The sequence below is a fragment of the Citrobacter sp. CK188 genome, assembly GCF_030333525.1.
GTDB lineage: Bacteria > Pseudomonadota > Gammaproteobacteria > Enterobacterales > Enterobacteriaceae > Citrobacter_B > Citrobacter_B koseri.
The window spans coordinates 1-25,936 of the sequence record NZ_JAOWFU010000003.1; the positions used below are offsets into that span (position 1 = coordinate 1).

The following is a 25,936-nucleotide window of genomic DNA, read 5'->3' on the forward strand; positions in this document are numbered from 1 at the left end:
CCCATGCGAGAGTAGGGAACTGCCAGGCATTAATTAAGTGAAGAGGCCATCCTGAGGGATGGCCTTTTTGCGTTCATGCGCCCGGGTGCAGCCGGATGGCGGTGTGAACACCTTATCCGGCAAACCTGTGCCGCCCACGTACTATCGTCCCAGCCAACGCAAAACAAATGTAGCGATCTGTGGTATATCATTGATATTTAATAGCGGGACATCCAGGGAAAGCGGAATGTCGCTGGCGACGGCGATCACATGCTCATCAATGGTCAGTTCATCCACTTCATGCCCACACCCCTGTCGGAATAATAAGATCTTCGCCACCGCTTCGTGTTTAAAACCTTCAACAAGCACTATATCCAGCTTGGAAGCATCCATTCGACTCACCAGATACGTTAAATCCAGCTCAGGTTCTTCCGGTGTTTCTGTCATCAGCGCCCAACGTTGCTGACTGGCGACAAGCGTTTGTGCTGCGCCTGCCTTGCGTAACTCGTAACTGTCTTTGCCGGGCTTATCTACGTCCATATTGTGATGGGTATGCTTAATTAATCCTGGGCGAGCCCCTCTGGCGCATAACGCTGGAATCAATTTCTTGAGCAGCGTAGTCTTACCGGTGCCGCTCCATGCGGCTATGCCGAGTAGTGGGATCATGATTTCTCCTGCCATCTGGCGAGTTCTTCCGGCGTATTCACATTCACAAATGCCTGCTTAAAATCACTGAAATCAACAGCATGACCACCGGCCTGGCGCATAAAGACCATGACCCGCCGTTCACCTGACCGGAGATATTCCTGTAAGAAAGGTGCTACGGAGCGATTAACCAGTGCAATTGTCGGGTGGTCCCGCTCGCCGTCGTGAACCCATACGACAGGCGCGTTATTGCGCTGAGCTTTTAAACGCGCAACCAGATCGCGGGGAATGTAAGGCGTGTCGCAAGGGCAGAACAGAAACCAGTCTCCCTTCTCTTGCTGTAAAACAGACAATATACCCGCCAGAGGCCCCGGAAAATCGGCCAGTGAATCGGGGATCACTTTCAGGCCGCTTTGTTGATAAATATCCTGATGGCGATTCGCGTTAATCACGACGGTTTCAAGCTGAGACGCCAGCGTATCAGCAACATGCTTCCAGAGTGGTTTGCCATCCAGCTCAAGCAGACCCTTATCAGCCCCCCCCATTCGCCTGGCTTTACCGCCTGCCAGCACAACCCCCGTTATTGCACTCTCCAGATTCACTGATATCGCCTCTTTTATTGTGGGATTGACCCTGCTAACGTATCTACATCAAATTAAGGAGCACAGCCATGAAATGTAAACGCCTGAATGAAGTCATTGAACTCCTGCAACCAGCCTGGCAGAAAGAGCCCGATCTTAATCTGCTGCAATTTTTACAGAAACTGGCGAAAGAGTCAGGTTTTGACGGCGAACTGGCGGATTTAACCGACGACATTCTGATCTATCACCTGAAAATGCGTGACTCCGCAAAAGATGCGGTGATTCCTGGCATTCAGAAAGATTATGAAGAAGATTTCAAAACAGCGCTATTACGCGCACGCGGCGTGATTAAAGAGTAAAACCTTGTAAGCGGCGCCACCGAAATCGCCACAAAATGATATCCTGAATCATTCGTAGTATTTTCCGGATGATGGGATGAACGACAACGCTTTTACTTTCCAGACATTACACCCGGATACCATCATGGATGCGCTGTTTGAACAGGGAATCCGGGTGGATTCCGGTCTTACCCCGCTCAACAGCTATGAAAACCGCGTCTATCAGTTTCAGGACGAAGACCGTCGACGCTTTGTCGTTAAGTTTTATCGCCCTGAGCGTTGGTCTGCCGATCAAATACGGGAAGAGCATCAGTTTGCACTGGAACTGGTAAAAGATGAGGTGCCGGTCGCGGCGCCGCTTGTCCTCAATGGCCAGACGCTACTGAACCACCAGGGATTCCACTACGCGATTTTCCCAAGCATCGGTGGGCGACAGTTCGAAGCGGATAATATCGATCAGATGGAAGCGGTAGGGCGCTATCTGGGTCGCCTGCATCAGACCGGGCGTAAACATTCTTTTGCCTTCCGGCCGACAATGGGCCTGGAAGAGTATCTCATTGAACCTCGTAAACTTTTCGAAGACGCATCACTGATTCCCTCGGGGCAAAAAGCGGCTTTCCTGAACGCGACGGACACTCTTATTGCTGCCGTTACCGAACGTTGGCATACCCGTTTTGAGACGCTGCGTTTACACGGGGATTGCCATGCCGGAAATATCCTCTGGCGCGATGGCCCGCTGTTTGTCGATTTAGATGATGCCCGCAATGGCCCTGCCGTTCAGGATCTGTGGATGCTGCTGAATGGCGATAAAGCCGAGCAGCGGATGCAGCTTGAAACGATTATCGAGGCTTATGAAGAAGTTAGCGAGTTTGATATTGCTGAAATAGAACTTATTGAGCCTTTACGCGCGATGCGTTTGGTTTATTATCTTGCCTGGCTGATGCGTCGCTGGGCTGATCCTGCGTTTCCTAAAAATTTCCCGTGGTTAACCGGGGAAGATTACTGGCAACGGCAGACTGCGACATTTCTTGAGCAGGCAAAAGTACTGCAAGAACCCCCTTTACAATTAACGCCAATGTATTAAACGGACACATCAGGAGAGAGTTGATCATGAAAAAGATTTGGCTGGCGCTGGCTGGTATGATTTTAGCTTTTAGCGCATCGGCAGCGCAGTTCAGTGATGGTAAGCAATACATCACACTGGATAAGCCCGTTGCTGGCGAGCCTCAGGTTCTGGAGTTTTTCTCCTTCTACTGCCCGCACTGCTATCAGTTTGAAGAAGTGCTGCACGTTTCTGATAACGTGAAGAAAAAGCTGCCTGAAGGCACCAAAATGACCAAATACCACGTTGAGTTCCTGGGCCCATTGGGTAAGGACCTGACGCAGGCATGGGCTGTGGCGATGGCACTGGGCGTAGAAGATAAAATCACTGCGCCGATGTTTGAAGCAGTACAGAAAAACCAGACCGTTCAGTCTGCTGCCGATATTCGCAAAGTATTCGTTGATGCGGGTGTGAAAGGTGAAGACTACGATGCGGCATGGAACAGCTTCGTGGTGAAATCACTGGTTGCGCAGCAAGAAAAAGCGGCCGCTGATCTCCAGCTTCAGGGTGTACCGGCGATGTTTGTAAACGGCAAATATCAGGTTAACCCGCAAGGGATGGATACCAGCAGCATGGATATCTTCGTACAACAGTACGCCGATACCGTGAAACATCTGGTTGAAAAGAAATAAAAAAATCGCCGGTCATTGACCGGCGTTTTTGTTTTCCGCTTTAATCTTTTCTATCTGTTCGTCTTTTTCATTCCAGAGTGCATTCAACCAAAGCTGGAAACGGCGTTTGAATCCTTTGTCATTCACATAGTCACCGTGTAGCTCTTCTTTAATCGGCTCCAGATCGATACGTACCACGATGCGCGTCAGTTTACCGCTCAACATATCGTAGAATGGTTTCCGATCGTTTTCCGGGTAGCAGAGGGTAACGTTGAGCAACTTATCGAACTGAGACCCTAAGACGTTTAGCGCCATCGCGATCCCCGCCGCTTTTGGTGGGAGAAGGTTTTTATATGGCGAGCGAGTTTGCCGACGTTTCTCTTCGGTAAAACGCGAACCTTCGACAAAATTTACGATCGTTGTGGGATGCGCGCGAAATTTCTCGCAAGAACGGCGGGTTGTTTCTACATCTTTACCGCGTTGTTCGGGATGACGGAGCAAATAAGCGCGCGAGTAGCGTTTCATAAACGGCATATCCAGCGCCCAGCAGGCCAGGCCGATAAACGGCACCCAGGCTAACTGCTGCTTAAGAAAGTATTTGTTCATTGGAATGTGCTTACGGAACAGAACGCAAAGCACCACGATATCGGCCCAGCTGTGATGGTTACAAATAAGCAGATACCAGTTTTTCTTGTTCAGGCCTTCCAGCCCTTCCACGTCCCATTTAAGCCACGGATTGAGATGCAGCAGCAGCGCCAACCCTTCACACCAGCAGTACATCATGAAATTACAAAAAACGGATACCTTGCGCCAGACGACAGGAATGGGCAAAAGGAGCTTCACGATCCCGGCAAGGATGATCGGCACAGAACAAAAAATAGTGACCAAAATGGTCAATACGATACTCAGCAACAGCGTTATCGCAGCGAGTATTCTTGTCATAATTAAATTATTCAACAGGTTAGCCATAAATAGTGCGCGAAAGAGACGCAAGGGGCTGATTTTATCAGAAAACGCATCAAATGACGGGTCTTAGCGAAACAGAAAAAATATTGATATCTATCCACACACTGAGATAACGCTGAATAATGGGATAAAGTTCTGGTGATTTAATTAACATATTGAAAAACATGAGTAAGTTTAATGAAAATTAAATCATCAGGATGAAATTAAATGAAATGTAATAATTTATGCACAAAGTTATCCACAGCTCGCTTTGCGAGCGATCCAGAAGATCTACAAAACTTTTTCGACAAATGCGGCGAAAAACTCATGTTTTCATCCTGTCTGTGGCATCCTTTACCCATAATCTGATAAACAGGCACGGACATTATGGTTCAGATCCCAGAAAACCCACTTATCCTTGTAGATGGCTCATCTTATCTCTATCGCGCGTATCACGCCTTTCCTCCTCTGACGAACAGCGCAGGGGAGCCTACAGGGGCGATGTACGGTGTTCTCAACATGCTGCGCAGCCTGATTATGCAGTATCAGCCGACGCATGCCGCAGTGGTATTTGATGCCAAGGGTAAAACCTTCCGTGATGAGTTATTTGAACATTACAAATCGCATCGCCCGCCGATGCCTGATGACCTGCGTGCGCAGATTGAACCGCTGCATGCGATGGTAAAAGCGATGGGCCTGCCGCTGCTGGCCGTTTCGGGTGTGGAAGCGGACGACGTTATCGGTACGCTGGCGCGTGAAGCCGAGAAGGTGGGCCGTCCGGTGCTGATCAGCACCGGTGACAAAGATATGGCCCAGCTGGTGACGCCAAATATCACGCTGATTAACACCATGACCAATACGATTCTGGGCCCGGATGAAGTCGTGAACAAGTACGGTGTTCCACCCGAATTGATCATCGATTTCCTGGCGCTGATGGGCGACTCTTCCGATAACATTCCTGGCGTGCCGGGCGTGGGTGAAAAAACCGCCCAGGCGCTCCTTCAGGGGTTAGGCGGGCTGGATACCCTGTATGCCGAATCAGATAAAATTGCGGGCTTAACCTTCCGTGGCGCGAAAACCATGGCCGGGAAGCTTGAGCAGAATAAAGAGGTGGCTTACCTCTCTTATCAACTGGCTACCATCAAAACGGATGTCGAACTGGAGCTAAGCTGCGATCAGCTTGAAGTACAACAACCAGCGGCTGAAGAGTTGCTTGGCCTGTTTAAGAAATATGAATTTAAGCGCTGGACCACCGATGTGGAAGCGGGTAAATGGCTACAGGCGAAAGGTGCGAAGCCCGCAGCAAAACCGCAGGAAACCATTGTTATTGATGAGACGCCAGACGTGCCTGCGACCGCGCTTTCTTACGATAACTACGTCACTATCCTGGATGAAGCGACGCTGGAAAGCTGGATTGAGACGCTGAAAAAGGCGCCCGTTTTTGCATTTGATACCGAAACGGACAGCCTGGATAACCATGCGGCGAATCTGGTCGGTCTCTCTTTTGCTATTGAACCGGGCGTGGCGGCCTATGTTCCCGTGGCGCATGACTACCTGGATGCACCCGATCAGATTTCCCGCGAGCGAGCGTTGGAGCTGTTGAAGCCGCTGCTGGAAGATGAGAAGGCGCGTAAGGTTGGGCAAAACCTGAAGTACGATCGCGGCGTATTGCAAAACTATGGCATTGAGCTGCGCGGTATTGCTTTTGACACTATGCTCGAATCCTACATCCTGAACAGCGTTGCTGGTCGCCATGATATGGACAGCCTGTCCGAACGCTGGTTGAAGCATAAGACCATCACTTTTGAAGAGATTGCCGGTAAAGGCAAAAATCAGCTGACCTTTAACCAGATTGCCCTGGAAGAGGCCGGACGTTATGCCGCAGAAGATGCGGATGTTACGTTACAGCTGCATTTGAAAATGTGGCCAGAGCTACAGCAGTACAAAGGGCCGCTGAATGTCTTCGAGAATATCGAAATGCCGCTGGTGCCGGTGCTTTCCCGCGTAGAGCGTAACGGTGTAAAAATCGACCCTGCCGTGCTGCACAAGCATTCAGAGGAGATCACGCTGCGTCTGGCGGAGCTGGAGAAGAAGGCGCATGAGATCGCCGGAGAAGAATTTAACCTCTCTTCTACCAAACAGTTGCAAACCATTCTGTTTGAAAAACAGGGTATTAAGCCGCTGAAGAAAACGCCGGGCGGTGCGCCGTCCACCTCGGAAGAGGTGCTGGAAGAGCTGGCGCTGGACTATCCGCTGCCGAAGGTGATTCTGGAATATCGCGGGCTGGCGAAGCTGAAATCAACCTACACCGATAAACTCCCGCTGATGATCAACCCGAAAACCGGGCGAGTGCATACCTCTTATCATCAGGCGGTGACCGCGACGGGGCGTTTATCGTCTACCGATCCTAACCTGCAAAATATTCCGGTACGTAACGAGGAAGGACGCCGTATCCGTCAGGCGTTTATCGCTCCGCAAGATTATGTCATCGCATCAGCGGACTACTCGCAGATTGAGCTGCGTATTATGGCGCACCTTTCCCGCGATAAAGGTCTGTTAACCGCCTTTGCCGAAGGAAAAGATATCCACCGGGCGACGGCTGCTGAAGTGTTTGGACTGCCGCTGGAGAGCGTTACGGCTGAACAGCGCCGCAGCGCCAAAGCGATTAACTTTGGTCTGATCTACGGCATGAGCGCATTCGGTCTGGCGCGTCAGCTCAATATTCCGCGCAAAGAGGCGCAGAAATACATGGATCTCTACTTCGAACGCTACCCTGGCGTACTGGAATATATGGAACGCACGCGCGCTCAGGCAAAAGAGCGAGGCTATGTTGAAACGCTGGAAGGGCGTCGTCTCTACTTGCCGGATATTAAATCCAGCAATGCTGCGCGTCGTGCCGGTGCGGAACGTGCCGCCATCAACGCTCCGATGCAGGGAACGGCAGCAGACATCATCAAGCGCGCTATGATTGCCGTCGATAAATGGCTGCAAGATGAACAGCCGCGCGTGCGTATGATCATGCAGGTACACGATGAACTGGTGTTCGAAGTGCATAAAGATGATCTCGACGTGGTATCGAAAAAGATCCATCAACTGATGGAAAACTGCACGCGTATTGATGTGCCGTTGCTGGTGGAAGTGGGTAGCGGCGAAAACTGGGATCAGGCGCACTAAGGCTTTACTGAATAACGCGCTTTTTTCGTAACTAAGCAACATAAGATAGAACGTTTTGTGATGATCATTAGAATTCCCTATGTAAAGAATGAAAAAAAATTACAAAAAGTGCTTTCTGAGCTGCTCAAAAAAGAGTAAAGTTATTCGCGTAGGGTACAGAGGTAAGATGTTCTATCTTTCAGACCTTTTACTTCACGTAATCGGATTTGGCTGAATATTTTAGCCGCCCCAGTCAGTAATGACTGGGGCGTTTTTTATTTTGCTCGTCATACTTCAAGCTGCATACGCGTTGGCTTCGAATTACTCGGCTCATCCCTTACGGGCCGCCGCTTCGCGGCGTTCAAATCTGTTCCAGACAGATTTGTCGCTCACCCCAGTCACTTACTTATGTAAGCTCCTGAGGATTTGCTGTGTTGCCGCCTTAGAGCAAGAATAAAGAACTGTAGGCCGGATAAGACGCGCAGCGGCGCCATCCGGCATATCGGTGGGTTATTCCCCGTCCTGCGTCTCTTCTACGGGAGCCAGATCGTTAAACCAGCTATCCAGTTTCTGACGTAATTTATCCACGCCTTGCTTCTTCAGGGAAGAAAACGTTTCTACCTGCACATCGCCGTTAAAGGCCAGTACCGCTTCACGCACCATATTCAGCTGCGCTTTACGTGCGCCACTGGCCAGTTTGTCCGCTTTGGTGAGTAAAACCAGAACCTGAATGTTGCTCTCTACGGCCCACTGGATCATCTGCTGGTCGAGATCTTTTAACGGGTGACGGATATCCATCAGTACCACCAGGCCTTGCAGGCTCTGACGTTTTTCCAGATATTCGCCTAGCGCGCGTTGCCACTTACGCTTCATCTCTTCCGGGACTTCTGCATAGCCATAGCCGGGCAGGTCAACCAGACGTTTGCCTTCAACCACCTCAAACAGGTTGATGAGCTGAGTACGGCCCGGTGTTTTGGATGTACGCGCCAGACTCTTCTGATTCGTAAGCGTGTTCAGCGCGCTGGATTTGCCTGCATTGGAACGGCCAGCAAAAGCCACTTCGATTCCGGTATCGGAAGGTAAATGGCGAATATCAGGCGCACTCATCACAAAGTGCGTCTGTTGATAATTCAAATTAGTCAAAGCGGTCGTCTCCGTCAGTCAAAGCTTTGCAGCGATTATACCTGAACAGCGGCAAAAGACGGATTTTTCAGCATGCGGGATGTGTGTAAGCTAAAACCATGCTCTTTGTGAGACATTGCCGATTGTTCTTATGCGAAATTTCAGAGTAAGCGCAGGTCGAAAATTAAGATAAAATAATAAAATCATAATGTTATGTTTCAGGCAATATTCTGAAAAGTGGACATTCGCGTTTCGATTACTTGTGCGTTTATGCCAGAAGAGTAAAGTAGCATCCATAGCGAGGAAGCTGTCAGGATTACGACTCAGGATGAGGGTCAGGAGCGCCAGGAGGCGAAGACGCAGGATTTGTCAGGAAGACAAACGTTCGGAGACGTTAGTAAAAGGAAATGGAAACAACACGGAATGTTTCAGGCTAAGGGAAAAACAGGGCGTGTTGGTAGCCAACAGGGATCGTAGAGCCCGTTAGGGTTGTTAGACAGCAAAAAAGGCGACAGATTACTCTGTCGCCTTTTTTCTTTATAGGGTTTCTGCTAGATTCCGCGGCAAATGAAACTCGTCATACTTCAGGTTGCATGTGCGTTGACTTCCTGCAACTCGAATTATTTAGAGTATATACTGACTAAAACAGCCAAAGACGAATCACTATGAAATCAACTTCTACACCACGCGGTAAAGGTCCCGCAAAAGCGCGTCGTAAAACACGCGAAGAGCTGAATCAGGAAGCGCGCGACCGTAAGCGTCAGAAAAAACACCGTGGTCATGCGGCGGGGAGCCGTGCGACAGGTGACAACGCGGCTTCAGGCGGTAAAAACCAGAACAAGCAGAAAGATCCACGAATTGGCAGTAAAACCCCCATTCCCCTGGGTGTGACTGAAAAAGTCACCAAACAGCACAAACCGAAGAGTGAGAAACCTATGCTTTCACCGCAGGCTGAGTTGGATTTACTGGAAACGGATGAGCGCCTGGATGCGCTGCTGGAACGTCTGGAAGCAGGCGAAACCCTGAGTGCGGAAGACCAAACCTGGGTAGATGCCAAACTGGATCGTATTGATGAGCTGATGCAGAAGTTGGGCCTCTCTTATGATGACGACGAAGAAGAGGAAGAGGACGAAAAGCAGGAAGATATGATGCGCCTGCTCCGGGGCGGCAACTAACGGGTTTACACCGTGGGCCTTCCCGTCCTGCTTATAACCCTTCCGGTTGTATGTTATCTGGTGTGGTTATTCGTTAAACTACAGCGGTTGTCGCGGCGACAGAAGTGGCTGCGCAACCGGTTTATTACCCGTAGTGGGGTAAAGCCGGTACGCCGTACCCGCCAGCGACGCCATCGGAAGGAGTGAGCATGTCTGAACAGTTGATAGACTGGGATCTGGCCCTGATCCAGAAATATAACTATTCCGGGCCACGATATACCTCGTATCCCACAGCGCTGGAGTTTTCGGAAGACTACGGCGAAGAGGCATTTCAGCACGCTGTGGCGCGTTACCCTGAACGTCCGCTGTCTCTGTACGTTCATATCCCGTTTTGCCATAAATTGTGCTACTTCTGCGGTTGCAACAAGATTGTGACCCGCCAGCAGCATAAGGCCGACCAATATCTCGATGCGCTTGAACAAGAAATTATTCATCGCGCGCCGCTGTTTGCCGGACGTCGCGTTAGTCAACTGCACTGGGGCGGCGGAACGCCAACGTACCTGAATAAAGCGCAAATCAGTCGGTTAATGACGCTTCTGCGTGGAAACTTTCATTTTAACGACGACGTCGAAATCTCGATCGAAGTCGATCCCCGTGAAATTGAGCTGGATGTGCTCGATCATTTACGCGCGCAAGGGTTTAACCGCCTGAGTATGGGAGTGCAGGACTTCAATAAAGACGTTCAGCGTCTGGTTAACCGCGAGCAGGATGAAGAGTTTATCTTCTCGCTGCTCAATCATGCGCGCGAGATAGGCTTCACCTCGACGAATATCGATCTGATTTACGGGCTGCCAAAGCAAACGCCGGAAAGCTTCGCCTTTACGCTCAGACGCGTGGCAGAGCTGAGCCCCGATCGCCTGAGTGTCTTTAACTACGCTCATTTGCCCACGTTATTCGCCGCTCAGCGCAAAATCAAAGAGGCCGACCTGCCCAGCGCGCAGCAAAAACTCGATATCCTGCAAGAGACCATCTCGTCGCTGACGGAGACGGGCTATCAGTTCATCGGGATGGATCACTTTGCCCGCCCGGATGACGAGCTGGCCGTTGCCCAGCGTGAGGGCGTTCTGCATCGTAACTTCCAGGGCTATACCACTCAGGGCGATACGGATCTGCTGGGGCTGGGCGTTTCCGCCATCAGTATGATTGGCGACAGCTACGCGCAGAACCAGAAAGAGCTGAAGCGCTACTATCAGCAGGTGGATGAGCTGGGGAATGCGTTATGGCGCGGCATTGTGCTGACCCGCGATGACTGCATTCGTCGGGATATTATTAAGTCGCTGATCTGCAACTTCCGTCTCGATTACGCAGCGGTTGAACAGCAGTGGGATCTCAACTTCGCGGCGTACTTTGCGGAAGATTTAGCGCTGCTGGCGCCGCTGGCGAAAGATGGGCTGGTGGATGTGGATGATAAGGGGATTCAGGTTACGCCGAAAGGCCGTCTGTTGATCCGTAACATCTGTATGTGCTTTGATGCTTATCTGCGCCAGAAAGCGCGGATGCAGCAGTTCTCACGGGTGATTTAGTGGCGTTGCCCGGTGGCGCTACCGCTTACCGGGCCTACAAGTTAACATCAACCGTAGATCGGATAAGCGGTAGCGCCATCCGGCACGCATTTAGCTAAACAGCCCAACCAGCGCTGCACACAGCACTGCGGCAACCGCAGTTTGTGGCGTGTGGCTGTCGACCGCTCCGCTCGATACCAGATTGATTAATGATTCCAGCATGATGATTCCCCCTGTTTGCCGGGCATGATCATACTCAACTCATCGGAACAGTAAAGCGCAAAATAACGGCAATTTGCGCTTAAATATTAATCTTTACACAACGACGAATCGTCACTCCATACCCAGCTCTTTTAGCTTGCGAGTCAGGGTGTTACGACCCCATCCCAGCAGCCGTGCCGCTTCCTGTTTGTGCCCCTGGGTATGACGCAGCGCGGTGGTTAACAGCGTACGCTCCAGCTCAGGCTGCGCTTCAGAAAGCAGGTTTTGATGACCGGAACGCAACGCGCGATCCGCCCACTGTGCCAGCAATGTGGCCCAACTGTCTGACTGTATGTGCGACTGGCTGTCTGGCACCGTGGCTTCAAACAGCTCGCCGGGTAAGTCCTGAATCAGAACCTCCTGTCCGGCGGCCATCACCGTTAACCAACGGCAGGTATTCTCCAGTTGACGCACGTTGCCAGGCCAGGCCAGACGCGTCAGCGCCGCTTCGGTTTCCGGGTGGAGCAATTTGGCTTCGACGCCCAGCTCGCGGGCAGCCACTTGCAGGAAATGCCGCGCCAGGCGTGGAATATCTTCCCGGCGCTCGCGCAGCGGCGGTAAATGTACGCGAATCACGTTCAGGCGGTGGAACAGATCTTCACGGAACTTACCTTCCTGTACGCGTAATTCCAGGTTCTGATGGGTGGCGGCGATAATCCGCACATCAACCTTCACCGGCGCATAGCCACCAACGCGGTAAAACTGCCCATCGGCTAAGACGCGTAGCAAACGCGTCTGCACATCCAGCGGCATATCGCCGATCTCATCGAGAAACAGCGTGCCGCCGTCGGCCTGCTCAAAGCGCCCCTGACGAATGGTATTCGCCCCGGTGAACGCCCCTTTTTCATGACCAAACAGTTCGGACTCGATCAAATCCTTCGGAATAGCCGCCATATTCAGGGCGATAAAGGGAGCTTTTACGCGTGGGCTATGGCGATGCAGCGCATGGGCGACCAGCTCTTTACCGGTCCCGGACTCGCCGTTGATCAGCACGCTGATAGACGAGCGTGAGAGGCGGCCAATAATGCGAAAGACATCCTGCATCGCGGGCGCTTCGCCGATGATATCGGTTGTCGGGCCGTTGATCTGGACATTGCGTGGCTGTTGCTGCTCCTGATAATGGCTGATCGCGCGTTCAACCAGCGCGACCGCTTCGTCAATATCAAAAGGCTTTGGCAGATAATCAAACGCGCCTTGTTGATAAGCGCTGACGGCGGCATCGAGATCGGAATGCGCCGTCATTATGATGACCGGAAGCATGGGGTGACGCTGTTTGATCTGTTTTAACAGCGCCAGTCCGTCCATTCCCGGCATACGGATATCCGACAGCAGGACATCCGGCGTTTTACTCGCCAGCGCGTCCAGCACTTCGTTGCCGTTTTCAAATGTGGTGCAATGTAATCCCGCCCCGGCGAGCGCACGTTCAAGCACCCAACGGATGGAACTATCGTCATCGACTACCCAGACTATCCCTCGTTGCATAAACGTCACCTTTATTTCCTGATAGGCAGGTAAACCGAGAACTCGGTATGACCCGGCCAACTGGTAAATTCAATTTTGCCGGAATGCTGATCAATCAAATTACGGGCAATGGATAAGCCCAGCCCGGTGCCGCCTTCGCGGCCGCTGACCATCGGGTAAAACAGCGTGTCCTGTAAATGGGACGGAATACCCGGCCCGTTGTCCTCAACGTCGATGCGCGCCGCCAGGCGATAACGCACGCCATGCAGCGTCAGCTGGAATGCGGTACGGGTACGCAGAATGATTTCACCGCCTTCCGGCCCTAACGCCTGTAAAGCGTTACGCACGATGTTCAGCAGGACCTGTTCAATCTGGTCCGGGTCGTGAGGCAGTTCCGGCAGACTGGGGTCGTAATCACGAATCAGCGTGACGTTCTCCGGCAGCTCCATCGACACCAGTGCGACGACGCGTTCTGCGACTTTGTGGATACTCTCCGTGACGTGCATACCTGGCTGTTGCGGCCCCAGCAGTCGGTCAACCAGATTACGCAGCCTGTCGGCCTGCTCAATAATGACTTTGGTGTACTCCAGCAACGCCGGGTCAGGCAGGGCTTTACTGAGCAGTTGGGCCGCGCCGCGTAAACCACCAAGCGGGTTTTTGATCTCATGCGCCAGACCGCGCACCAGGTCGCGGGCGGCGATTTGCTGGGCATGCTGAAGCTGTTCCTGGCTCAGGCGACGCTGGTTATCCATCGGCGCCATTTCCAGCAGGATGAAGTTATCCGGCAGGCGCTGGGCGGTTAGCGAGAGAATATGGGAGCGTCCGTCGATCACCAGCGTGACTTCGTTGTCCGTAAATCCCTGACCTGCTTCCAGGCTTTCGCGCATCAGCCCAATATTTAATGAAAAATAGCTCAACAGCTCAGGCAGCGGCGTACCAAACAGCTTGCGGGCGCTTTGGGCGAGCAGCTGTTGTGCGGCCGGGTTGGCGTAATGCACCGCCAGCTCGTCGTCGACCAGTAAAATGCTGTTGATTAAAGAATTGAGGATCTGCCCAGCATCGGGCTGCGTGCCTGTTGCCATTTAGCAGTCTCCTGGAATAGTTTGCACCAATTTAGTGCATTATAGCTTTTTACGTGTAAAAAGCGCGTGGGATCAGAACGTTGGTGGAGAAAAAAGCCCATCGTGTGATGGGCTACAGATGAGTGGCAAACGTTGTGCCGGATGGCGGCTTTGCCTTATCCGGCCTACAAGGTGATGTTACCGGTAGGCCTGATAAGCTTGCGCCATCAGGCGTCTTATCATTCGCCATCAATCTCAAACCTGCCTGAACAGGCTAAAAGTTCCACGGCAACTCAACGATTAAACGCTGTAGTACAGCTCAAACTCTACCGGGTGCGGCGTCATGCGCACGCGGTCATTTTCTTCAATGCGCAGGGCGATGTACGCGTCGATCGCTTCATCAGTGAACACGCCGCCTGCTTTCAGGAATTCACGGTCAATATCCAGCTCGTTGAGCGCTTCTTCCAGAGAGCCTGCAACCTGTGGGATCTCTTTCGCTTCTTCCGGCGGCAGGTCATACAGGTTTTTGTCCATCGCTTCGCCTGGGTGGATCTTGTTCTTAATACCGTCAAGACCCGCCATCAGCAGAGCGGCAAAGCACAGGTACGGGTTCGCAGCCGGGTCCGGGAAGCGCACTTCGATACGACGCGCTTTCGGAGAGGCAACAACCGGAATACGGATAGAGGCAGAACGGTTACGGGCGGAGTAGGCCAGCATGACCGGTGCTTCATAACCCGGAACCAGACGTTTGTAGGAGTTAGTGGTCGGGTTCGCCAGGGCGTTGATCGCTTTTGCGTGTTTGATTACGCCGCCGATGTAGTACAGCGCCTGCTCAGACAGACCCGCATATTTGTCGCCGGAGAACAGGTTAGTCCCGTTTTTGGACAGGGACATGTGGCAGTGCATACCGGAACCGTTATCGCCGAACATCGGTTTTGGCATAAAGGTCGCGGTTTTACCGAAACGGTGAGCGACGTTGTGCACAACGTATTTGTAGATCTGAATTTCGTCCGCTTTTTTGGTCATGGTGTTGAAGCGGGTTGCCACTTCGTTCTGACCTGCGGTTGCCACTTCGTGGTGGTGAGCTTCTACAACCAGACCCATTTGCTCCATAACGGAACACATTTCAGAACGGATGTCCTGAGAAGAGTCTACCGGCGGAACCGGGAAGTAACCGCCTTTTACTGCCGGACGGTGACCTTTGTTGCCACCTTCGTACTGGGTGGAGGAGTTCCATGCGCCTTCGATATCGTCGATAGCGACGTGGGAACCGGAGATAGAAGAACCGAAGCGGATATCGTCAAACAGGAAGAACTCTGGCTCTGGCCCGAACAGAACGGTGTCTGCGATGCCGGTAGAGCGCAGGTACTCTTCCGCGCGCTTGGCGATGGAACGCGGGTCGCGATCGTAACCTTGCAGGGTGCCTGGCTCCAGGATGTCGCAACGAATAATCAGCGTAGAATCAGCGTAGAACGGGTCAATGACCGCAGTGGATGCGTCCGGCATCAGAACCATGTCGGATTCGTTGATACCTTTCCAGCCACCGATCGAGGAGCCGTCAAACATTTTGCCTTCTTCAAAGAATTCGGCATTCACCTGATGAGCAGGAATCGTGACGTGCTGTTCTTTACCTTTGGTATCGGTGAAGCGCAAATCAACAAACTTCACTTCATGCTCATTCAGCATCGTCAAAACGTGTTCAGCGGACATACTTAACTCTCCCGGATTGGTCATTGTCGTCGTGGTAACGAAGTCTTCAATTCTGCAAAAATTGGCCGTGTCGCCGTAAAAAATACAAAGCGAAATCTGTGCCAACTTTTAAATTGCCCCTAAAAGGCGTTATCATGCGCACCATCGTGCAAAAGGGCCGCACCATAGTGGATATGTTGCACCAATATAGTGCTTTAATGCGAACATTAAGCACCATGTTGGTGCAATGGACAGTGAGTGACCCTTTTAACGCTCCGTGAAAGCGATCACAAAGAAACTCTGCAATACTTGTTTGCGGAGGATCTCTGTGATCCTGTTTTGTAGTGCGATTAATCCGTGTACAATAACGCGCTATTTCTAATGCCTGAGGCAAAGTTGTGATCGAAAATTTGCGTAACATCGCCATCATCGCGCACGTTGACCACGGTAAAACTACCCTGGTCGATAAGCTGCTACAGCAATCCGGTACGTTTGATGCGCGTGCCGAAACTCAAGAGCGTGTGATGGACTCCAACGATTTGGAGAAAGAGCGTGGGATTACCATCCTCGCTAAAAACACTGCTATCAAATGGAATGATTACCGTATCAACATCGTTGATACCCCAGGACACGCCGACTTCGGTGGTGAAGTTGAACGTGTAATGTCCATGGTAGACTCCGTGCTGCTGGTGGTTGACGCATTTGACGGCCCGATGCCGCAGACGCGCTTCGTGACCAAAAAAGCCTTTGCTCATGGCCTGAAGCCGATTGTTGTTATCAACAAAGTTGACCGTCCTGGCGCGCGCCCTGACTGGGTTGTAGACCAGGTATTCGACCTGTTCGTTAACCTCGACGCGACCGACGAACAGCTGGACTTCCCGATCATCTACGCTTCGGCGCTGAACGGTATCGCAGGTCTGGATCACGAAGATATGGCGGAAGACATGACCCCGCTGTATCAGGCGATCGTTGACCACGTACCGGCACCGGACGTTGACCTGGACGGCCCGCTCCAGATGCAGATCTCTCAGCTGGACTACAACAACTATGTTGGCGTTATCGGCATTGGTCGTATCAAGCGCGGTAAAGTGAAGCCGAACCAGCAGATCACTATCATCGATAGCGAAGGCAAAACCCGTAACGGTAAAGTGGGCAAAGTGCTGACTCACCTGGGTCTGGAACGTATTGATAGCGACCTGGCGGAAGCGGGCGATATCATTGCAATCACCGGTCTGGGCGAGCTGAACATCTCCGACACCATCTGCGATCCGCAGAATGTTGAAGCGCTGCCAGCGCTGTCTGTTGATGAGCCGACCGTTTCTATGTTCTTCTGCGTAAACACCTCTCCGTTCTGCGGTAAAGAAGGTAAATACGTGACCTCTCGTCAGATCCTTGAGCGTCTGAACAAAGAACTGGTACACAACGTTGCGCTGCGCGTTGAAGAAACCGAAGATGCGGACGCGTTCCGTGTATCCGGTCGTGGTGAACTGCACCTGTCCGTTCTGATTGAAAACATGCGTCGTGAAGGTTTCGAGATGGCGGTTTCCCGTCCGAAAGTTATCTTCCGCGAAATCGACGGCCGTAAACAAGAGCCGTACGAAAACGTCACGCTGGACGTCGAAGAGCAGCACCAGGGTTCTGTGATGCAGGCGCTGGGCGAGCGTAAAGGCGACCTGAAAAACATGAATCCAGATGGCAAAGGCCGCGTACGTCTCGACTACGTGATCCCAAGCCGAGGTCTGATCGGTTTCCGTTCAGAGTTCATGACCATGACCTCCGGTACGGGTCTGCTGTACTCCACCTTCAGCCACTACGACGATATCCGTCCGGGCGAAGTGGGCCAGCGTCAGAACGGCGTACTGATCTCCAACGGTCAGGGTAAAGCGGTTGCGTTCGCACTGTTCGGTTTGCAGGATCGCGGTAAGCTGTTCCTGGGTCACGGCGCGGAAGTTTACGAAGGCCAGATCATCGGTATTCACAGCCGTTCTAACGACCTGACCGTAAACTGCCTGACCGGTAAGAAACTGACCAACATGCGTGCGTCTGGTACTGACGAAGCAACGGTTCTGGTTCCGCCGATCAAGATGACCCTGGAGCAGGCTCTGGAGTTCATCGATGACGACGAACTGGTAGAAGTGACTCCAACCTCTATCCGTATTCGTAAACGTCACCTGACGGAAAACGATCGTCGTCGTGCAATGCGCGGCGCGAAAGAAGAGTAATACGGGCTTACAAAATCGGCCTGATAACTCCGATTCGTAGGCCGGATAAGGCGTTAGCCGCCATCCGGCAACAAAAAGCCGCTGATTTCAGCGGCTTTTTTATTATCCTGTTCAGAAGAAATATTTTACCCCGACACGAATCTGGTTTTGCTCCCGATGGTAGGGCTCCACATTGCGATCCAACCAACGTAACTCTAAGTACGGCAGCCAGTTCTGGTTAATCCGGTATCTGAAAGTATTGGTAATTTCCCAGTGGTGTTTGGTTCCGTTGCTGCTGTTAAAATCATTCACATTATAAAAATAGTGTGGCTCAAAGGTATAAGAAAATTTATCAGTAATGATGAAATTCCAGTAGTTGCCGATTTCATAGCTATCGTTATTATCTAATTCACCATTTAAATCAGTAGAACTGTAGTTATTATGGTTGTAACGGTTACGAACCGTCAGGTTAAACCACGGCGTGAATTTATAATTGACATCCAGATAAACAGCGCCGCCAGAACCGATGCTTTTATCGTTTATCAGACCACCGGGTTGAATGGTTAACCGGTCCGTCGGTTTAAATAACGGATACCAACCCTCAATTTCATTATAGCCATGCTTTAATTCATCATCACGCTGTAGCGTATAGGTGTTGGTTAACATAATTCCAGCCCCCATATCGGAGTTGTAGCCAACGCGCAGCATGAATTCCATTTGATCGGATGCCAGATTATAGGCTTCGCGGTTTTCCACATAAGCGCCCGCAAAAACAGAAGTGGAGATAACAGAGGATAACAGCATTATTGTGTTCAACGTTTTCATAGTAAATCCATTTTTTAAGCGTAGGGAGCCGCTATCCATCGAAATGGATAGAGCGGCAATTATTTTATTTAATTAGAACAGAGGTTTTTTAATGGCTTACAACGCCGGTTTGTATCGATTGTTTCTTTCGTTGGCTAATTTCCTCAATAATAAAAGCAAAACGTTTTTCATTGAGCTTATAAAAAAAGCCCATTGTGAGAGCGGCGATAATCGCCAGGCCGCATGGCCAGAGAAATATCAGCTGACGCAGGCCAAGTAACGTCTCCGCGCTTTGCGCTATGTTCGGCACGTAGCCAATTTGCGTCAGCATAATGCCGGGCAAGAAACCCGCCAGCGCCGCAGAAATTTTTCGTGAGAAGGTATAACCGGTATAGACCGACCCTTCCGCACGAATGCCTGTTTTCCATTCGCCGTAATCGACCGTATCAGGAACCAGCGCCCAGTTCAGGCTGTTAACGAACGCGGTGCCGAAAAACGCCATGCAGGAGAAGATCACGAACAGGAAAGAGGTTCCACCCCAGAGAAAGTTCAGCACATCGCCGATAGCCCACAGCGTCAGGCCGCCGAGATAGACCTGCTTTTTCCCAAACCGTTTTACGGTTACGGGCACCAGCAGTACGCCGACCAGAATGCACCCCATACTGAAAAATCCCATCCATGACAGCAAATGGATGTCGTTCAGCACGTACTGGGTGTAATAGACCTGAATCGCCAGTTTGATGTTAAACGCGGCCAGCGTACATAAGTTGGCCACGCAGAGCACCAGCAGCGGCGGATTGCGGAAAATCGCACAGAAGGATTTAAGAATGCTGGGCTTATGGTGGGCCGGAACGATATCGATATACCGTTCTTTCACCCCGCTGAAACACCACCACATACTGAACAGGCCGCAAACGGAGAAAATCAGCGCGGCTACCAGATAACCCAGAGAAGATGACTGGGTAAAGAGCGCCTGAATCGGCATAAAGCCAACGGTACACAGCAACAGACCGAGCGTTGCGCCGCCCTGACGCCATGCTGCGAGTTGGGCGCGCTCATGCGGGTTTCTGGTGATAGCGGGCACCATCGCCCCGTATGAGCAATTCATCAGGCTGTAAAACAGGCCAAACAGCATGAACAGTACGGTTGCCAGCGCTGTTTTGACCGTCAGTGTAAAATCGGTGGCGAGAAACTGCGCGCTGGCAACCAGCGCGACAGGAAATGATGCATACAGAATGAAAGGGCGAAACTTACCTTTAGCGCCAATATGACGACGGGAATCCAGCAGCACTCCCGTCAACATATCGGTGAATGCGGTAAAGAATTTCGCCACCAGAAAGATAATCCCACCGTAATATGCGGGCATCCCCAGTTCATCGGTATAAAACTTAAGCAGATACAGCGTACCGATACACAGCATCAAATTTGAGCCGAAGTCACCCATGCCATAGGCATATTTTTCCCGTAGGCTCAGTTTTAGCGTCAGCGGATCATGGTCAGACATAATCGCTCCTCAATAACGCCCCGAAGGGCGCCTTTATTATCATTGTTAAGCCGTTTGTTTACGGGCTTCTATCTCTTCAACGATGCGGACATACATCTTCTCGTTGAGGTTGTAGAAACACCCCATTGCGATGATGGTTATCACCGCCAGCGCGCACGGATAAATAAAGATCAGCTGCCGCAAACCTTCGACAGTACCTGCCGATTGCACCACATTGGGCACGTAGCCGATTTGGGTCAGCATCCAGCCGGGGAAGAAGCCCGCCAGCGCCTGAGACACCTTACGGAAGAAGGTAAAACCGGTGTATACCGTTCCTTCTGAACGCACGCCGGTGCGCCATTCACCGTATTCCACCGTGTCGGAGACCAGCGCCCAGTTCAGGCTGTTCACAAACGCTGAACCGAAAAACGCCAGGCAGGAAAACGCGACAAAACTGACTGAGCCGCCGCCAAAGAAGTAGTTGAGAAGATCGCCGATAACCCAAACCAGCAGGCCGCCGATGTAGACCTTTTTCTTGCCGAAGCGTCTTACCGCGCCGGGCATTAAAAAGACGCCGATGAAAATGCAGCCCATGCTGAAAAAGCCCATCCAGGAGAGGAGGATCGGGTCATTCAGTACGTACTGGGTGTAATACACCTGGATCGCCAGCTTAACGTTGAAAGCGCCCAGGGTGCAGAGATTCGCGATACATAAAATGAACAGCGGACGGTTCCCGGCAATGGCGCGAAACGACTGAAGCAGCCCCGGTTTTTCGGTCGCTTCAACCGGTTTTACCTCCACATAACGCTCTTTGACGCCTGCGTAGCAGAGCCACATAAACAGCAGGCCAAACAGTGAGAACAGCGTGGCGGCGAAAATATAGCTTAGCTGTGCGTTCCCTTCGATCAGATTCATCACCGGAACAAAACCGACGGTGCACAGCAGCAGGCCGAGCGTGGCACCGCCCTGACGCCAGGCGGCAAGCGAGGCGCGCTCATCCGGGTTTTTGGTAATGGCGGGCACCATCGCGCCATACGAACAGTTCATCATGCTGAAGAACAGGCCGTACAGCATAAACAGCACCGTCGCCATCACCGTCTTACCGGTGATTTCAAACGGCGTGCCAACAAAGTTGGCGATGGCCAGCAGGGTCACCGGAAACGCGGCATAGAGCACGAACGGACGGAACTTGCCTTTCGGGCCGATTTTACGTCGCGAGTCGAGCATAATCCCGGTGCCCATATCGGTGAAGGCGGTAAAGAATTTGGCGATCAGGAAAATAATACCGCCATACGTGCCCGGTAGACCCAGCACATCGGTATAAAACTTAAGTAAATAAAGCGTACCAATATCCAGCAGGATATTGGAGCCTAAATCACCCATCCCATAGGCAAGTTTTTCTTTAAACGGCAAGCGTAGGGTCGCCGGATTTGATGACGTTTGACTCATTATTTTTCTCCATATGCCCGTGAGTTTCCCCACGGGCGAGCCGTATTAGATAGTGCGTAAAGAGGCAAACAGAGATGCCCACTCGCTCTCTGCACGGTAAAAGACCGGAGGCTTGCCGAGCGGCGCGTCCACGGTAATCTCGCCGCCGCGAAGCGTTTCGCCCGTCCACGCGTTGATCCAGTTATCCTCAGGCAGATATAGCGTCCAGTCGCGGCGTCCTTGTTCGTGGACCGGCGCAACCAGCAGGTCGCGACCCAGCAGATACTGGTATTTCAGGGTGTAAGTCTGCGCATCGTCCTCGTAGTGCAGGAACAGCGGGCGCATGACCGGCAGACCGGTTCTGGCGTTCTGCGCCACCGCCTGTTTGAGATACGGTTTCAGGGTGGTAAAGACGGTTGTCATACGGGCAAAGTGGGCGATGGTTTCCGCGTCGCCATCAAACTGCCAGTTATCGCCGGGGCGGTTCCCTTCGTGGGTACGCATCATCGGGGTGAAGGCGCTGAAGTCACACCAGCGCAGCAGCAGCTCTTTGCTGCGCTTCATGTCGAACAGGGTGGTATAACCGCCAATATCGCTGTGATGCAGACCGTGACCCGTCATCGCCAGCGACAATGCGGCAGGCACCACGGAGGCGAGACCGTCGTCCAGACTCCAGTCGACGTTCTGATCGCCCGCCCACATCATGGTGGAGTATTTCTGGCTGCCGGTATAACCCGCACGCATAAAGAACAGGATCTCGCCCAGCTTGCCGGTCTCTTGTAGCGCTTCGTAGTTACATTTCGCCCACAGCGCCGGCCAGGCGTTATGCATAATTTCCGCGCTGACGCCGTTATGCAGGTAAGTGTCGGTTGGCAGGTATTCCCCGAAATCCGCCATCCAGCCGCCGCAACCCAGCTCAATCATGTTTTTCTTGATGACATTCTTGAACCAGTCATAGGCTTCAGGATTGGTCAAATCCACGACGCCGCCATAAAACTCGCCGAACTCAACCAGATAGTCATCGCCCGCAGCGTCTTTTGCCAGATAACCGTGTCTGGCCGCTTCGGCGCAAAGATCTTTATCGCTGGCGACGTAAGGATTGATGTAGGAGAGGAACTGCACGCCTTCTTCTTGCCACTGCTTGATACGGGTATCCAGCTGCGGGTAGTTGTCGCTGTTCCACTTCCAGTTCCACATCACGCGTTTGCCGAAAGAGGTCATGCGGATGCCGGACCAGTCCTGCGCCCAGATGCCATTCACCTTCACGCCTGCGTTGCGCATGGTGTCCAGCTTCTGCTGGCAGACGTCGGTGCCGCCCTGAATGCCGAGCGTCACGCCGTCGTAAACCCAGTCCGGCAACACCGGCTGGCGGCCTAACAGCGCCGTCAATTTTTCCAGCAGGGCGATGTAGCTGTCGGCGCATTCAAAACGCAGGGTGGCGTTGTCTTCCCATAGCGCCAGCTCATGGTATTCCGGCGCGCTAAAGTCGAAATTCATGTAGCAGCTGTTATCGACGTGGCAGTAGTACTTTTGCGTGCTGACAAAAGTGGGCTGTGGGAAAAAGGTCCAGTAGTAATCCCCGCCCGCGTTTTCTTTGCAGTCCGCCTGCCAGGTGACATAGCTGTTTTTGTTGCGCCCGACGCCTTGTTCGCTGGTCCAGAGCGGGAAAGGCTTGCCGCGCAAATCGAAATAAGAGAACTGTTCGCCGCAGCCATAGATGTGATCTTCTGGCTGGGCGGCCAGGCGTAACCAGATGCGGTTATGGGTAAGAGCGCTGTTTTGCAGTTTCAGCGTCAGGCGGCCCGCCTCATCGGTGGCGATGTGTAACGCTGCGCTGATGGCATCGCCGCGATTGAAATGGATCAACCAGCCATCCGGGGACTGGCTTATCGTTGCGTCAGTCAGCGCGATTTTCTCATTCAGCTTATCTTTTATGCTGAAATTACCGCGAAACATGTCGATATCGGCGACGCCGGCGCCAATCCACAGGCAGGGATTTTCTGCGCTGTGGGATAGCAACAGACGATCTTGCCAGCTCAGGGTGAAGCCGTCATCGGTTGTTGTCAGGGTGATATTGTGTAGGGTATGCATAAGTTTTCTATCCTCAATGTTGCCGGACGGCAGCGCTCTTGCCTACGGTTAGCACGGCGCTCGTCGGCCGGATAAGACGCCTTAACGTCGCCATCCGGCATGTCATATTGTTATTTCGCGTTGCTATCCAGCAGGCCCGCAGCAACGGTGGGCGCCAGCCCCGGCGCCAGCGGCAGGCGCGGGATCACCAGGCAGTGCAGCAGGTGGTAAATATCCTGCTTGCCGTCCCACACTTTGGTGGTCACCTGGTTATTGGTATCCAGCTCCTGCCACCACGAACCGTTCTCGTAGTCCATCAGATAAGTGATGCAGTAATCCCACCACTTCTGATACCAGGCTTCGTATTGGCTATCGCCGGTGAGGGTATACAGGGCGTAAGCGGTGCCCATTGCTTCCACAATCGGCCAGCGTACTCTTTCACGTACAATCGGTTTGCCGTCCCAGTCCACGGAGTAGACGAAGCCGTCTGCGCCATCGGGCGCCCAGGCGTCGCGAAGGGTGGCGTGGAATAACCCTTTGGCATCTTCCAGCAGCCAGGCGGGCGGAGTTTCAAAACGCGCTTCCAGGGCCGCATGCAGGTGCAGCATCAGGCGACCCCACTCGATCCAATGCCCCGGCGTGCCGCCGTAAGCGCGGAAACGGTGGGCAGGGTTATCTTTGTTGTAATCGCGAATGGGGTTCCACTGCGCATCGAAGTGCTCGTTGACGCGGTAGTCGCCGTTGCGGGCCACATCGTGAATAATGACGGAGGCGATGCGCAGCGCGCGGTCGAGCCATTTACGATCGTGGGTCACGTCGTACACGATCAAAAAAGCCTCTACGGCATGCATGTTGGCGTTGCCGCCACGGTAATCTTCGGTCTGGCTGAAGGCTTCGTCCCAGGACTCCAGGCACATTTGCTCCTCTTCGCTCCAGAAGTATTTTTCGATGACCTCGATCGCGTCATCCAGCAGTTTTCTGGCCTGTGGATGGCCCGTGGTGACGGCGCTTGCCGCCCCTAACAGGACGAAGAAATGCTGATATCCCTGTTTGGACGCGTCCATCACGCCTTCATCGTTTACACAGGCATACCAGCCGCCGTAGCGCCGATCGCGTAACGCGCCGTTCAGCGCGTTAATACCATGCTCGACTAACTGATATGCGCCCGGACGGCCCATCGATGCAGCAACGGAATAAACGTGCAGCATACGGGCGGTAATCCACAGGTGCGTACCCATCTCCGCTCTGATCTGTCCCTGGTTTCCCAGCCAGCCGAAACCGGTAGGTACTGCGGATTTTTTCCCAAAGTCAAAAATGCGATCGGTTTCTTGCTCCAGCCAGCGGTTGTGGCTCAACGTGTTAAACCATTTCATGCTTTCATCCTCACATTAACGACGGCGGGCCATCATTTCGTCGACGATCTCACCCAAACGCTGCAACTTAGGCACAGAAATATCACGCAGCATCAGTTCGGTATCCGGCAGGCCAATCACCGATGACCAGACGGCGCGACCCGCCAGAAAACCGGATGCGCCCGCGGTCATTGCGACTCTGACCGCCCGAGGGAACAATTTTTCATCAATACCGGAGGAGAGGATGACCCACGGCATATTGATATGCTCGTTCAGGCGCTGTGACGCGGCGAGAAGGTCGTGCTGCGCGCCTTTGCCGTACAGCGGCATTTCAACTTTGTAGAGATCCGCGCCGCTGTCGCCCAACTCTTTCGCGGCATCAATGATGGCCTGTTCACGGTCGAACTTATCGCCACGGCGAGGTGGGCGCACAACCGGTTCGATAATGCTCACCAGACCATTGCTGTGGCACATCTCATTAAATTCTTTGACCATATCAAGACGCTGTTGGGCGTCTTCATCGCTACGCCAGAGCACCAGCAGTTTTAGCGCTTTACCGCCGTCTTGCTTTATCGCTTGTGGATTGATTTTTTTATCAATGACGACGCTATCGACAGGAATGCCATTGCCGGGAATGAACGCATCGGCGGCGACGATCATGGCGCAGTTTTTCGCAATCGCGTTTTGCTCCACCACCTGGCGGTAACAGAACTGTTGGTCAATCAGAATGGCGGAGGCATAAGGAGACAGCGCTTTTGCGGCATTCACTTTGAAATCCGTCAGTACGCTGTCGGCAACAGGAGACTTCGCACCAGCAGCTGCAAACATTAAGCGCATCGCTTCACGCTGATCGACCGCCAGCATGGCAAAGCCGCCGGATGCGCGCGTAATGTCTTTGATGGTGTAGTTGTTCATTCAGTTTTCCTTTATTCAG

At 52.5% G+C, this 25,936-nt stretch carries 22 protein-coding genes and 1 pseudogene; 9 read left to right on the top strand and 14 right to left on the bottom strand.

Going from position 1 to position 25,936, the window contains the following annotated elements; translation table 11 throughout:
* Positions 1-141 precede the first annotated feature (141 nt).
* Entirely contained in the window at positions 142-645 is a 504-nt protein-coding gene (mobB, locus tag OGV67_RS01310) for a molybdopterin-guanine dinucleotide biosynthesis protein MobB (RefSeq protein WP_115615289.1), read from the bottom strand.
* On the bottom strand, positions 642-1,226 hold the full coding sequence (gene mobA, locus OGV67_RS01315) for a molybdenum cofactor guanylyltransferase MobA (RefSeq protein ID WP_047459935.1): 585 nt from the start codon (positions 1,224-1,226) through the stop codon (positions 642-644). Before mobA ends, mobB begins: the two co-directional genes overlap by 4 nt.
* Before the next feature lie 68 nt (positions 1,227-1,294).
* Between mobA and OGV67_RS01320 the strand changes: the two genes are divergently transcribed.
* From OGV67_RS01320 to dsbA, 3 genes are all read left to right on the top strand, one after another.
* Positions 1,295-1,564, top strand: a complete 270-nt coding sequence (locus OGV67_RS01320; protein ID WP_012133952.1) for a YihD family protein — start codon at positions 1,295-1,297, stop codon at positions 1,562-1,564.
* Positions 1,565-1,640: 76 nt separating this feature from the next.
* Positions 1,641-2,627, top strand: coding sequence for a serine/threonine protein kinase (locus OGV67_RS01325; RefSeq protein WP_115615288.1), 987 nt, complete (start codon positions 1,641-1,643; stop codon positions 2,625-2,627).
* Positions 2,628-2,653: 26 nt separating this feature from the next.
* Entirely contained in the window at positions 2,654-3,277 is a 624-nt protein-coding gene (gene dsbA, locus OGV67_RS01330) for a thiol:disulfide interchange protein DsbA (protein WP_012133950.1), read from the top strand.
* A gap of 12 nt (positions 3,278-3,289) precedes the next feature.
* Here dsbA and yihG read toward each other — a convergent pair whose 3' ends face one another.
* Positions 3,290-4,225 (bottom strand): 1-acylglycerol-3-phosphate O-acyltransferase, YihG family, encoded by a 936-nt coding sequence (yihG, locus tag OGV67_RS01335; RefSeq protein WP_115615287.1) that lies wholly within the window; start codon positions 4,223-4,225, stop codon positions 3,290-3,292.
* A gap of 363 nt (positions 4,226-4,588) precedes the next feature.
* Between yihG and polA the strand changes: the two genes are divergently transcribed.
* On the top strand, positions 4,589-7,375 hold the full coding sequence (gene polA / locus OGV67_RS01340; protein WP_114848722.1) for a DNA polymerase I: 2,787 nt from the start codon (positions 4,589-4,591) through the stop codon (positions 7,373-7,375).
* Between the two features lie 166 nt (positions 7,376-7,541).
* On the top strand, positions 7,542-7,589 hold the full coding sequence (gene spfP / locus OGV67_RS22130; RefSeq protein WP_071892919.1) for a small protein SpfP: 48 nt from the start codon (positions 7,542-7,544) through the stop codon (positions 7,587-7,589).
* A gap of 275 nt (positions 7,590-7,864) precedes the next feature.
* Here spfP and yihA read toward each other — a convergent pair whose 3' ends face one another.
* Complete coding sequence (gene yihA / locus OGV67_RS01345; protein ID WP_024130677.1) at positions 7,865-8,497, bottom strand: ribosome biogenesis GTP-binding protein YihA/YsxC; 633 nt, start codon at positions 8,495-8,497, stop codon at positions 7,865-7,867.
* Between the two features lie 241 nt (positions 8,498-8,738).
* Between yihA and OGV67_RS01350 the strand changes: the two are divergent.
* The 3 genes and pseudogenes from OGV67_RS01350 to hemN all read left to right on the top strand — a co-directional run bounded on the left by OGV67_RS01350 (position 8,739) and on the right by hemN (position 11,213).
* A pseudogene (locus tag OGV67_RS01350) lies at positions 8,739-8,963 on the top strand (hypothetical protein).
* Positions 8,964-9,141: 178 nt separating this feature from the next.
* Positions 9,142-9,651, top strand: coding sequence for a Der GTPase-activating protein YihI (gene yihI / locus OGV67_RS01355; RefSeq protein WP_012133944.1), 510 nt, complete (start codon positions 9,142-9,144; stop codon positions 9,649-9,651).
* 188 nt (positions 9,652-9,839) lie between these two features.
* Positions 9,840-11,213, top strand: a complete 1,374-nt coding sequence (hemN, locus tag OGV67_RS01360) for an oxygen-independent coproporphyrinogen III oxidase (protein ID WP_101744345.1) — start codon at positions 9,840-9,842, stop codon at positions 11,211-11,213.
* 90 nt (positions 11,214-11,303) lie between these two features.
* Here hemN and OGV67_RS01365 read toward each other — a convergent pair whose 3' ends face one another.
* The 4 genes from OGV67_RS01365 to glnA all read right to left on the bottom strand — a co-directional run bounded on the left by OGV67_RS01365 (position 11,304) and on the right by glnA (position 15,685).
* Positions 11,304-11,414 carry a YshB family small membrane protein gene (locus OGV67_RS01365; RefSeq protein ID WP_096753919.1) on the bottom strand — a complete coding sequence of 37 codons (111 nt, stop codon included), beginning with the start codon at positions 11,412-11,414 and terminating at the stop codon, positions 11,304-11,306.
* Between the two features lie 111 nt (positions 11,415-11,525).
* Positions 11,526-12,935, bottom strand: coding sequence for a nitrogen regulation protein NR(I) (gene glnG, locus OGV67_RS01370; protein ID WP_047463826.1), 1,410 nt, complete (start codon positions 12,933-12,935; stop codon positions 11,526-11,528).
* Between the two features lie 11 nt (positions 12,936-12,946).
* Positions 12,947-13,996: a nitrogen regulation protein NR(II) gene (gene glnL, locus OGV67_RS01375; protein ID WP_047459914.1), complete on the bottom strand. Its 1,050-nt coding sequence runs from the start codon at positions 13,994-13,996 to the stop codon at positions 12,947-12,949.
* Between the two features lie 279 nt (positions 13,997-14,275).
* Complete coding sequence (gene glnA / locus OGV67_RS01380; protein ID WP_024130676.1) at positions 14,276-15,685, bottom strand: glutamate--ammonia ligase; 1,410 nt, start codon at positions 15,683-15,685, stop codon at positions 14,276-14,278.
* A gap of 377 nt (positions 15,686-16,062) precedes the next feature.
* Between glnA and typA the strand changes: the two genes are divergently transcribed.
* The gene (typA, locus tag OGV67_RS01385) at positions 16,063-17,886 is read left to right on the top strand and encodes a ribosome-dependent GTPase TypA (protein WP_012133937.1); all 1,824 of its coding nucleotides are present in this window, start codon (positions 16,063-16,065) and stop codon (positions 17,884-17,886) included.
* Positions 17,887-17,997: 111 nt separating this feature from the next.
* On the opposite strand, the gene ompL is transcribed toward typA, so the two are convergent.
* From ompL to yihT, 6 genes are all read right to left on the bottom strand, one after another.
* On the bottom strand, positions 17,998-18,690 hold the full coding sequence (gene ompL, locus OGV67_RS01390) for a porin OmpL (protein ID WP_024130675.1): 693 nt from the start codon (positions 18,688-18,690) through the stop codon (positions 17,998-18,000).
* Positions 18,691-18,778: 88 nt separating this feature from the next.
* On the bottom strand, positions 18,779-20,173 hold the full coding sequence (locus tag OGV67_RS01395) for an MFS transporter (protein ID WP_012133935.1): 1,395 nt from the start codon (positions 20,171-20,173) through the stop codon (positions 18,779-18,781).
* Between the two features lie 45 nt (positions 20,174-20,218).
* Positions 20,219-21,601: an MFS transporter gene (locus OGV67_RS01400; RefSeq protein ID WP_012133934.1), complete on the bottom strand. Its 1,383-nt coding sequence runs from the start codon at positions 21,599-21,601 to the stop codon at positions 20,219-20,221.
* A 45-nt stretch (positions 21,602-21,646) separates the two neighbouring features.
* Positions 21,647-23,671: an alpha-glucosidase gene (locus OGV67_RS01405; RefSeq protein ID WP_115615286.1), complete on the bottom strand. Its 2,025-nt coding sequence runs from the start codon at positions 23,669-23,671 to the stop codon at positions 21,647-21,649.
* Between the two features lie 110 nt (positions 23,672-23,781).
* Positions 23,782-25,023 carry a sulfoquinovose isomerase gene (gene yihS / locus OGV67_RS01410; RefSeq protein WP_286464847.1) on the bottom strand — a complete coding sequence of 414 codons (1,242 nt, stop codon included), beginning with the start codon at positions 25,021-25,023 and terminating at the stop codon, positions 23,782-23,784.
* A gap of 15 nt (positions 25,024-25,038) precedes the next feature.
* Positions 25,039-25,917 (bottom strand): sulfofructosephosphate aldolase, encoded by an 879-nt coding sequence (gene yihT / locus OGV67_RS01415; RefSeq protein WP_047459903.1) that lies wholly within the window; start codon positions 25,915-25,917, stop codon positions 25,039-25,041.
* Positions 25,918-25,936 lie beyond the last annotated feature (19 nt).

Excerpts from the sequence above, each read along its gene's own strand:
- mobB (WP_115615289.1), bottom strand. The coding sequence starts at position 645 with ATGATCCCACTACTCGGCATAGCCGCATGGAGCGGCACCGGTAAGACT.
- OGV67_RS01320 (WP_012133952.1), top strand. The coding sequence starts at position 1,295 with ATGAAATGTAAACGCCTGAATGAAGTCATTGAACTCCTGCAACCAGCC.
- OGV67_RS01325 (WP_115615288.1), top strand. The coding sequence starts at position 1,641 with ATGAACGACAACGCTTTTACTTTCCAGACATTACACCCGGATACCATC.
- dsbA (WP_012133950.1), top strand. The coding sequence starts at position 2,654 with ATGAAAAAGATTTGGCTGGCGCTGGCTGGTATGATTTTAGCTTTTAGC.
- yihG (WP_115615287.1), bottom strand. The coding sequence starts at position 4,225 with ATGGCTAACCTGTTGAATAATTTAATTATGACAAGAATACTCGCTGCG.
- polA (WP_114848722.1), top strand. The coding sequence starts at position 4,589 with ATGGTTCAGATCCCAGAAAACCCACTTATCCTTGTAGATGGCTCATCT.
- yihI (WP_012133944.1), top strand. The coding sequence starts at position 9,142 with ATGAAATCAACTTCTACACCACGCGGTAAAGGTCCCGCAAAAGCGCGT.
- hemN (WP_101744345.1), top strand. The coding sequence starts at position 9,840 with ATGTCTGAACAGTTGATAGACTGGGATCTGGCCCTGATCCAGAAATAT.
- OGV67_RS01365 (WP_096753919.1), bottom strand. The coding sequence starts at position 11,414 with ATGCTGGAATCATTAATCAATCTGGTATCGAGCGGAGCGGTCGACAGC.
- glnG (WP_047463826.1), bottom strand. The coding sequence starts at position 12,935 with ATGCAACGAGGGATAGTCTGGGTAGTCGATGACGATAGTTCCATCCGT.
- glnL (WP_047459914.1), bottom strand. The coding sequence starts at position 13,996 with ATGGCAACAGGCACGCAGCCCGATGCTGGGCAGATCCTCAATTCTTTA.
- glnA (WP_024130676.1), bottom strand. The coding sequence starts at position 15,685 with ATGTCCGCTGAACACGTTTTGACGATGCTGAATGAGCATGAAGTGAAG.
- ompL (WP_024130675.1), bottom strand. The coding sequence starts at position 18,690 with ATGAAAACGTTGAACACAATAATGCTGTTATCCTCTGTTATCTCCACT.
- OGV67_RS01395 (WP_012133935.1), bottom strand. The coding sequence starts at position 20,173 with ATGTCTGACCATGATCCGCTGACGCTAAAACTGAGCCTACGGGAAAAA.
- OGV67_RS01400 (WP_012133934.1), bottom strand. The coding sequence starts at position 21,601 with ATGAGTCAAACGTCATCAAATCCGGCGACCCTACGCTTGCCGTTTAAA.
- OGV67_RS01405 (WP_115615286.1), bottom strand. The coding sequence starts at position 23,671 with ATGCATACCCTACACAATATCACCCTGACAACAACCGATGACGGCTTC.
- yihS (WP_286464847.1), bottom strand. The coding sequence starts at position 25,023 with ATGAAATGGTTTAACACGTTGAGCCACAACCGCTGGCTGGAGCAAGAA.
- yihT (WP_047459903.1), bottom strand. The coding sequence starts at position 25,917 with ATGAACAACTACACCATCAAAGACATTACGCGCGCATCCGGCGGCTTT.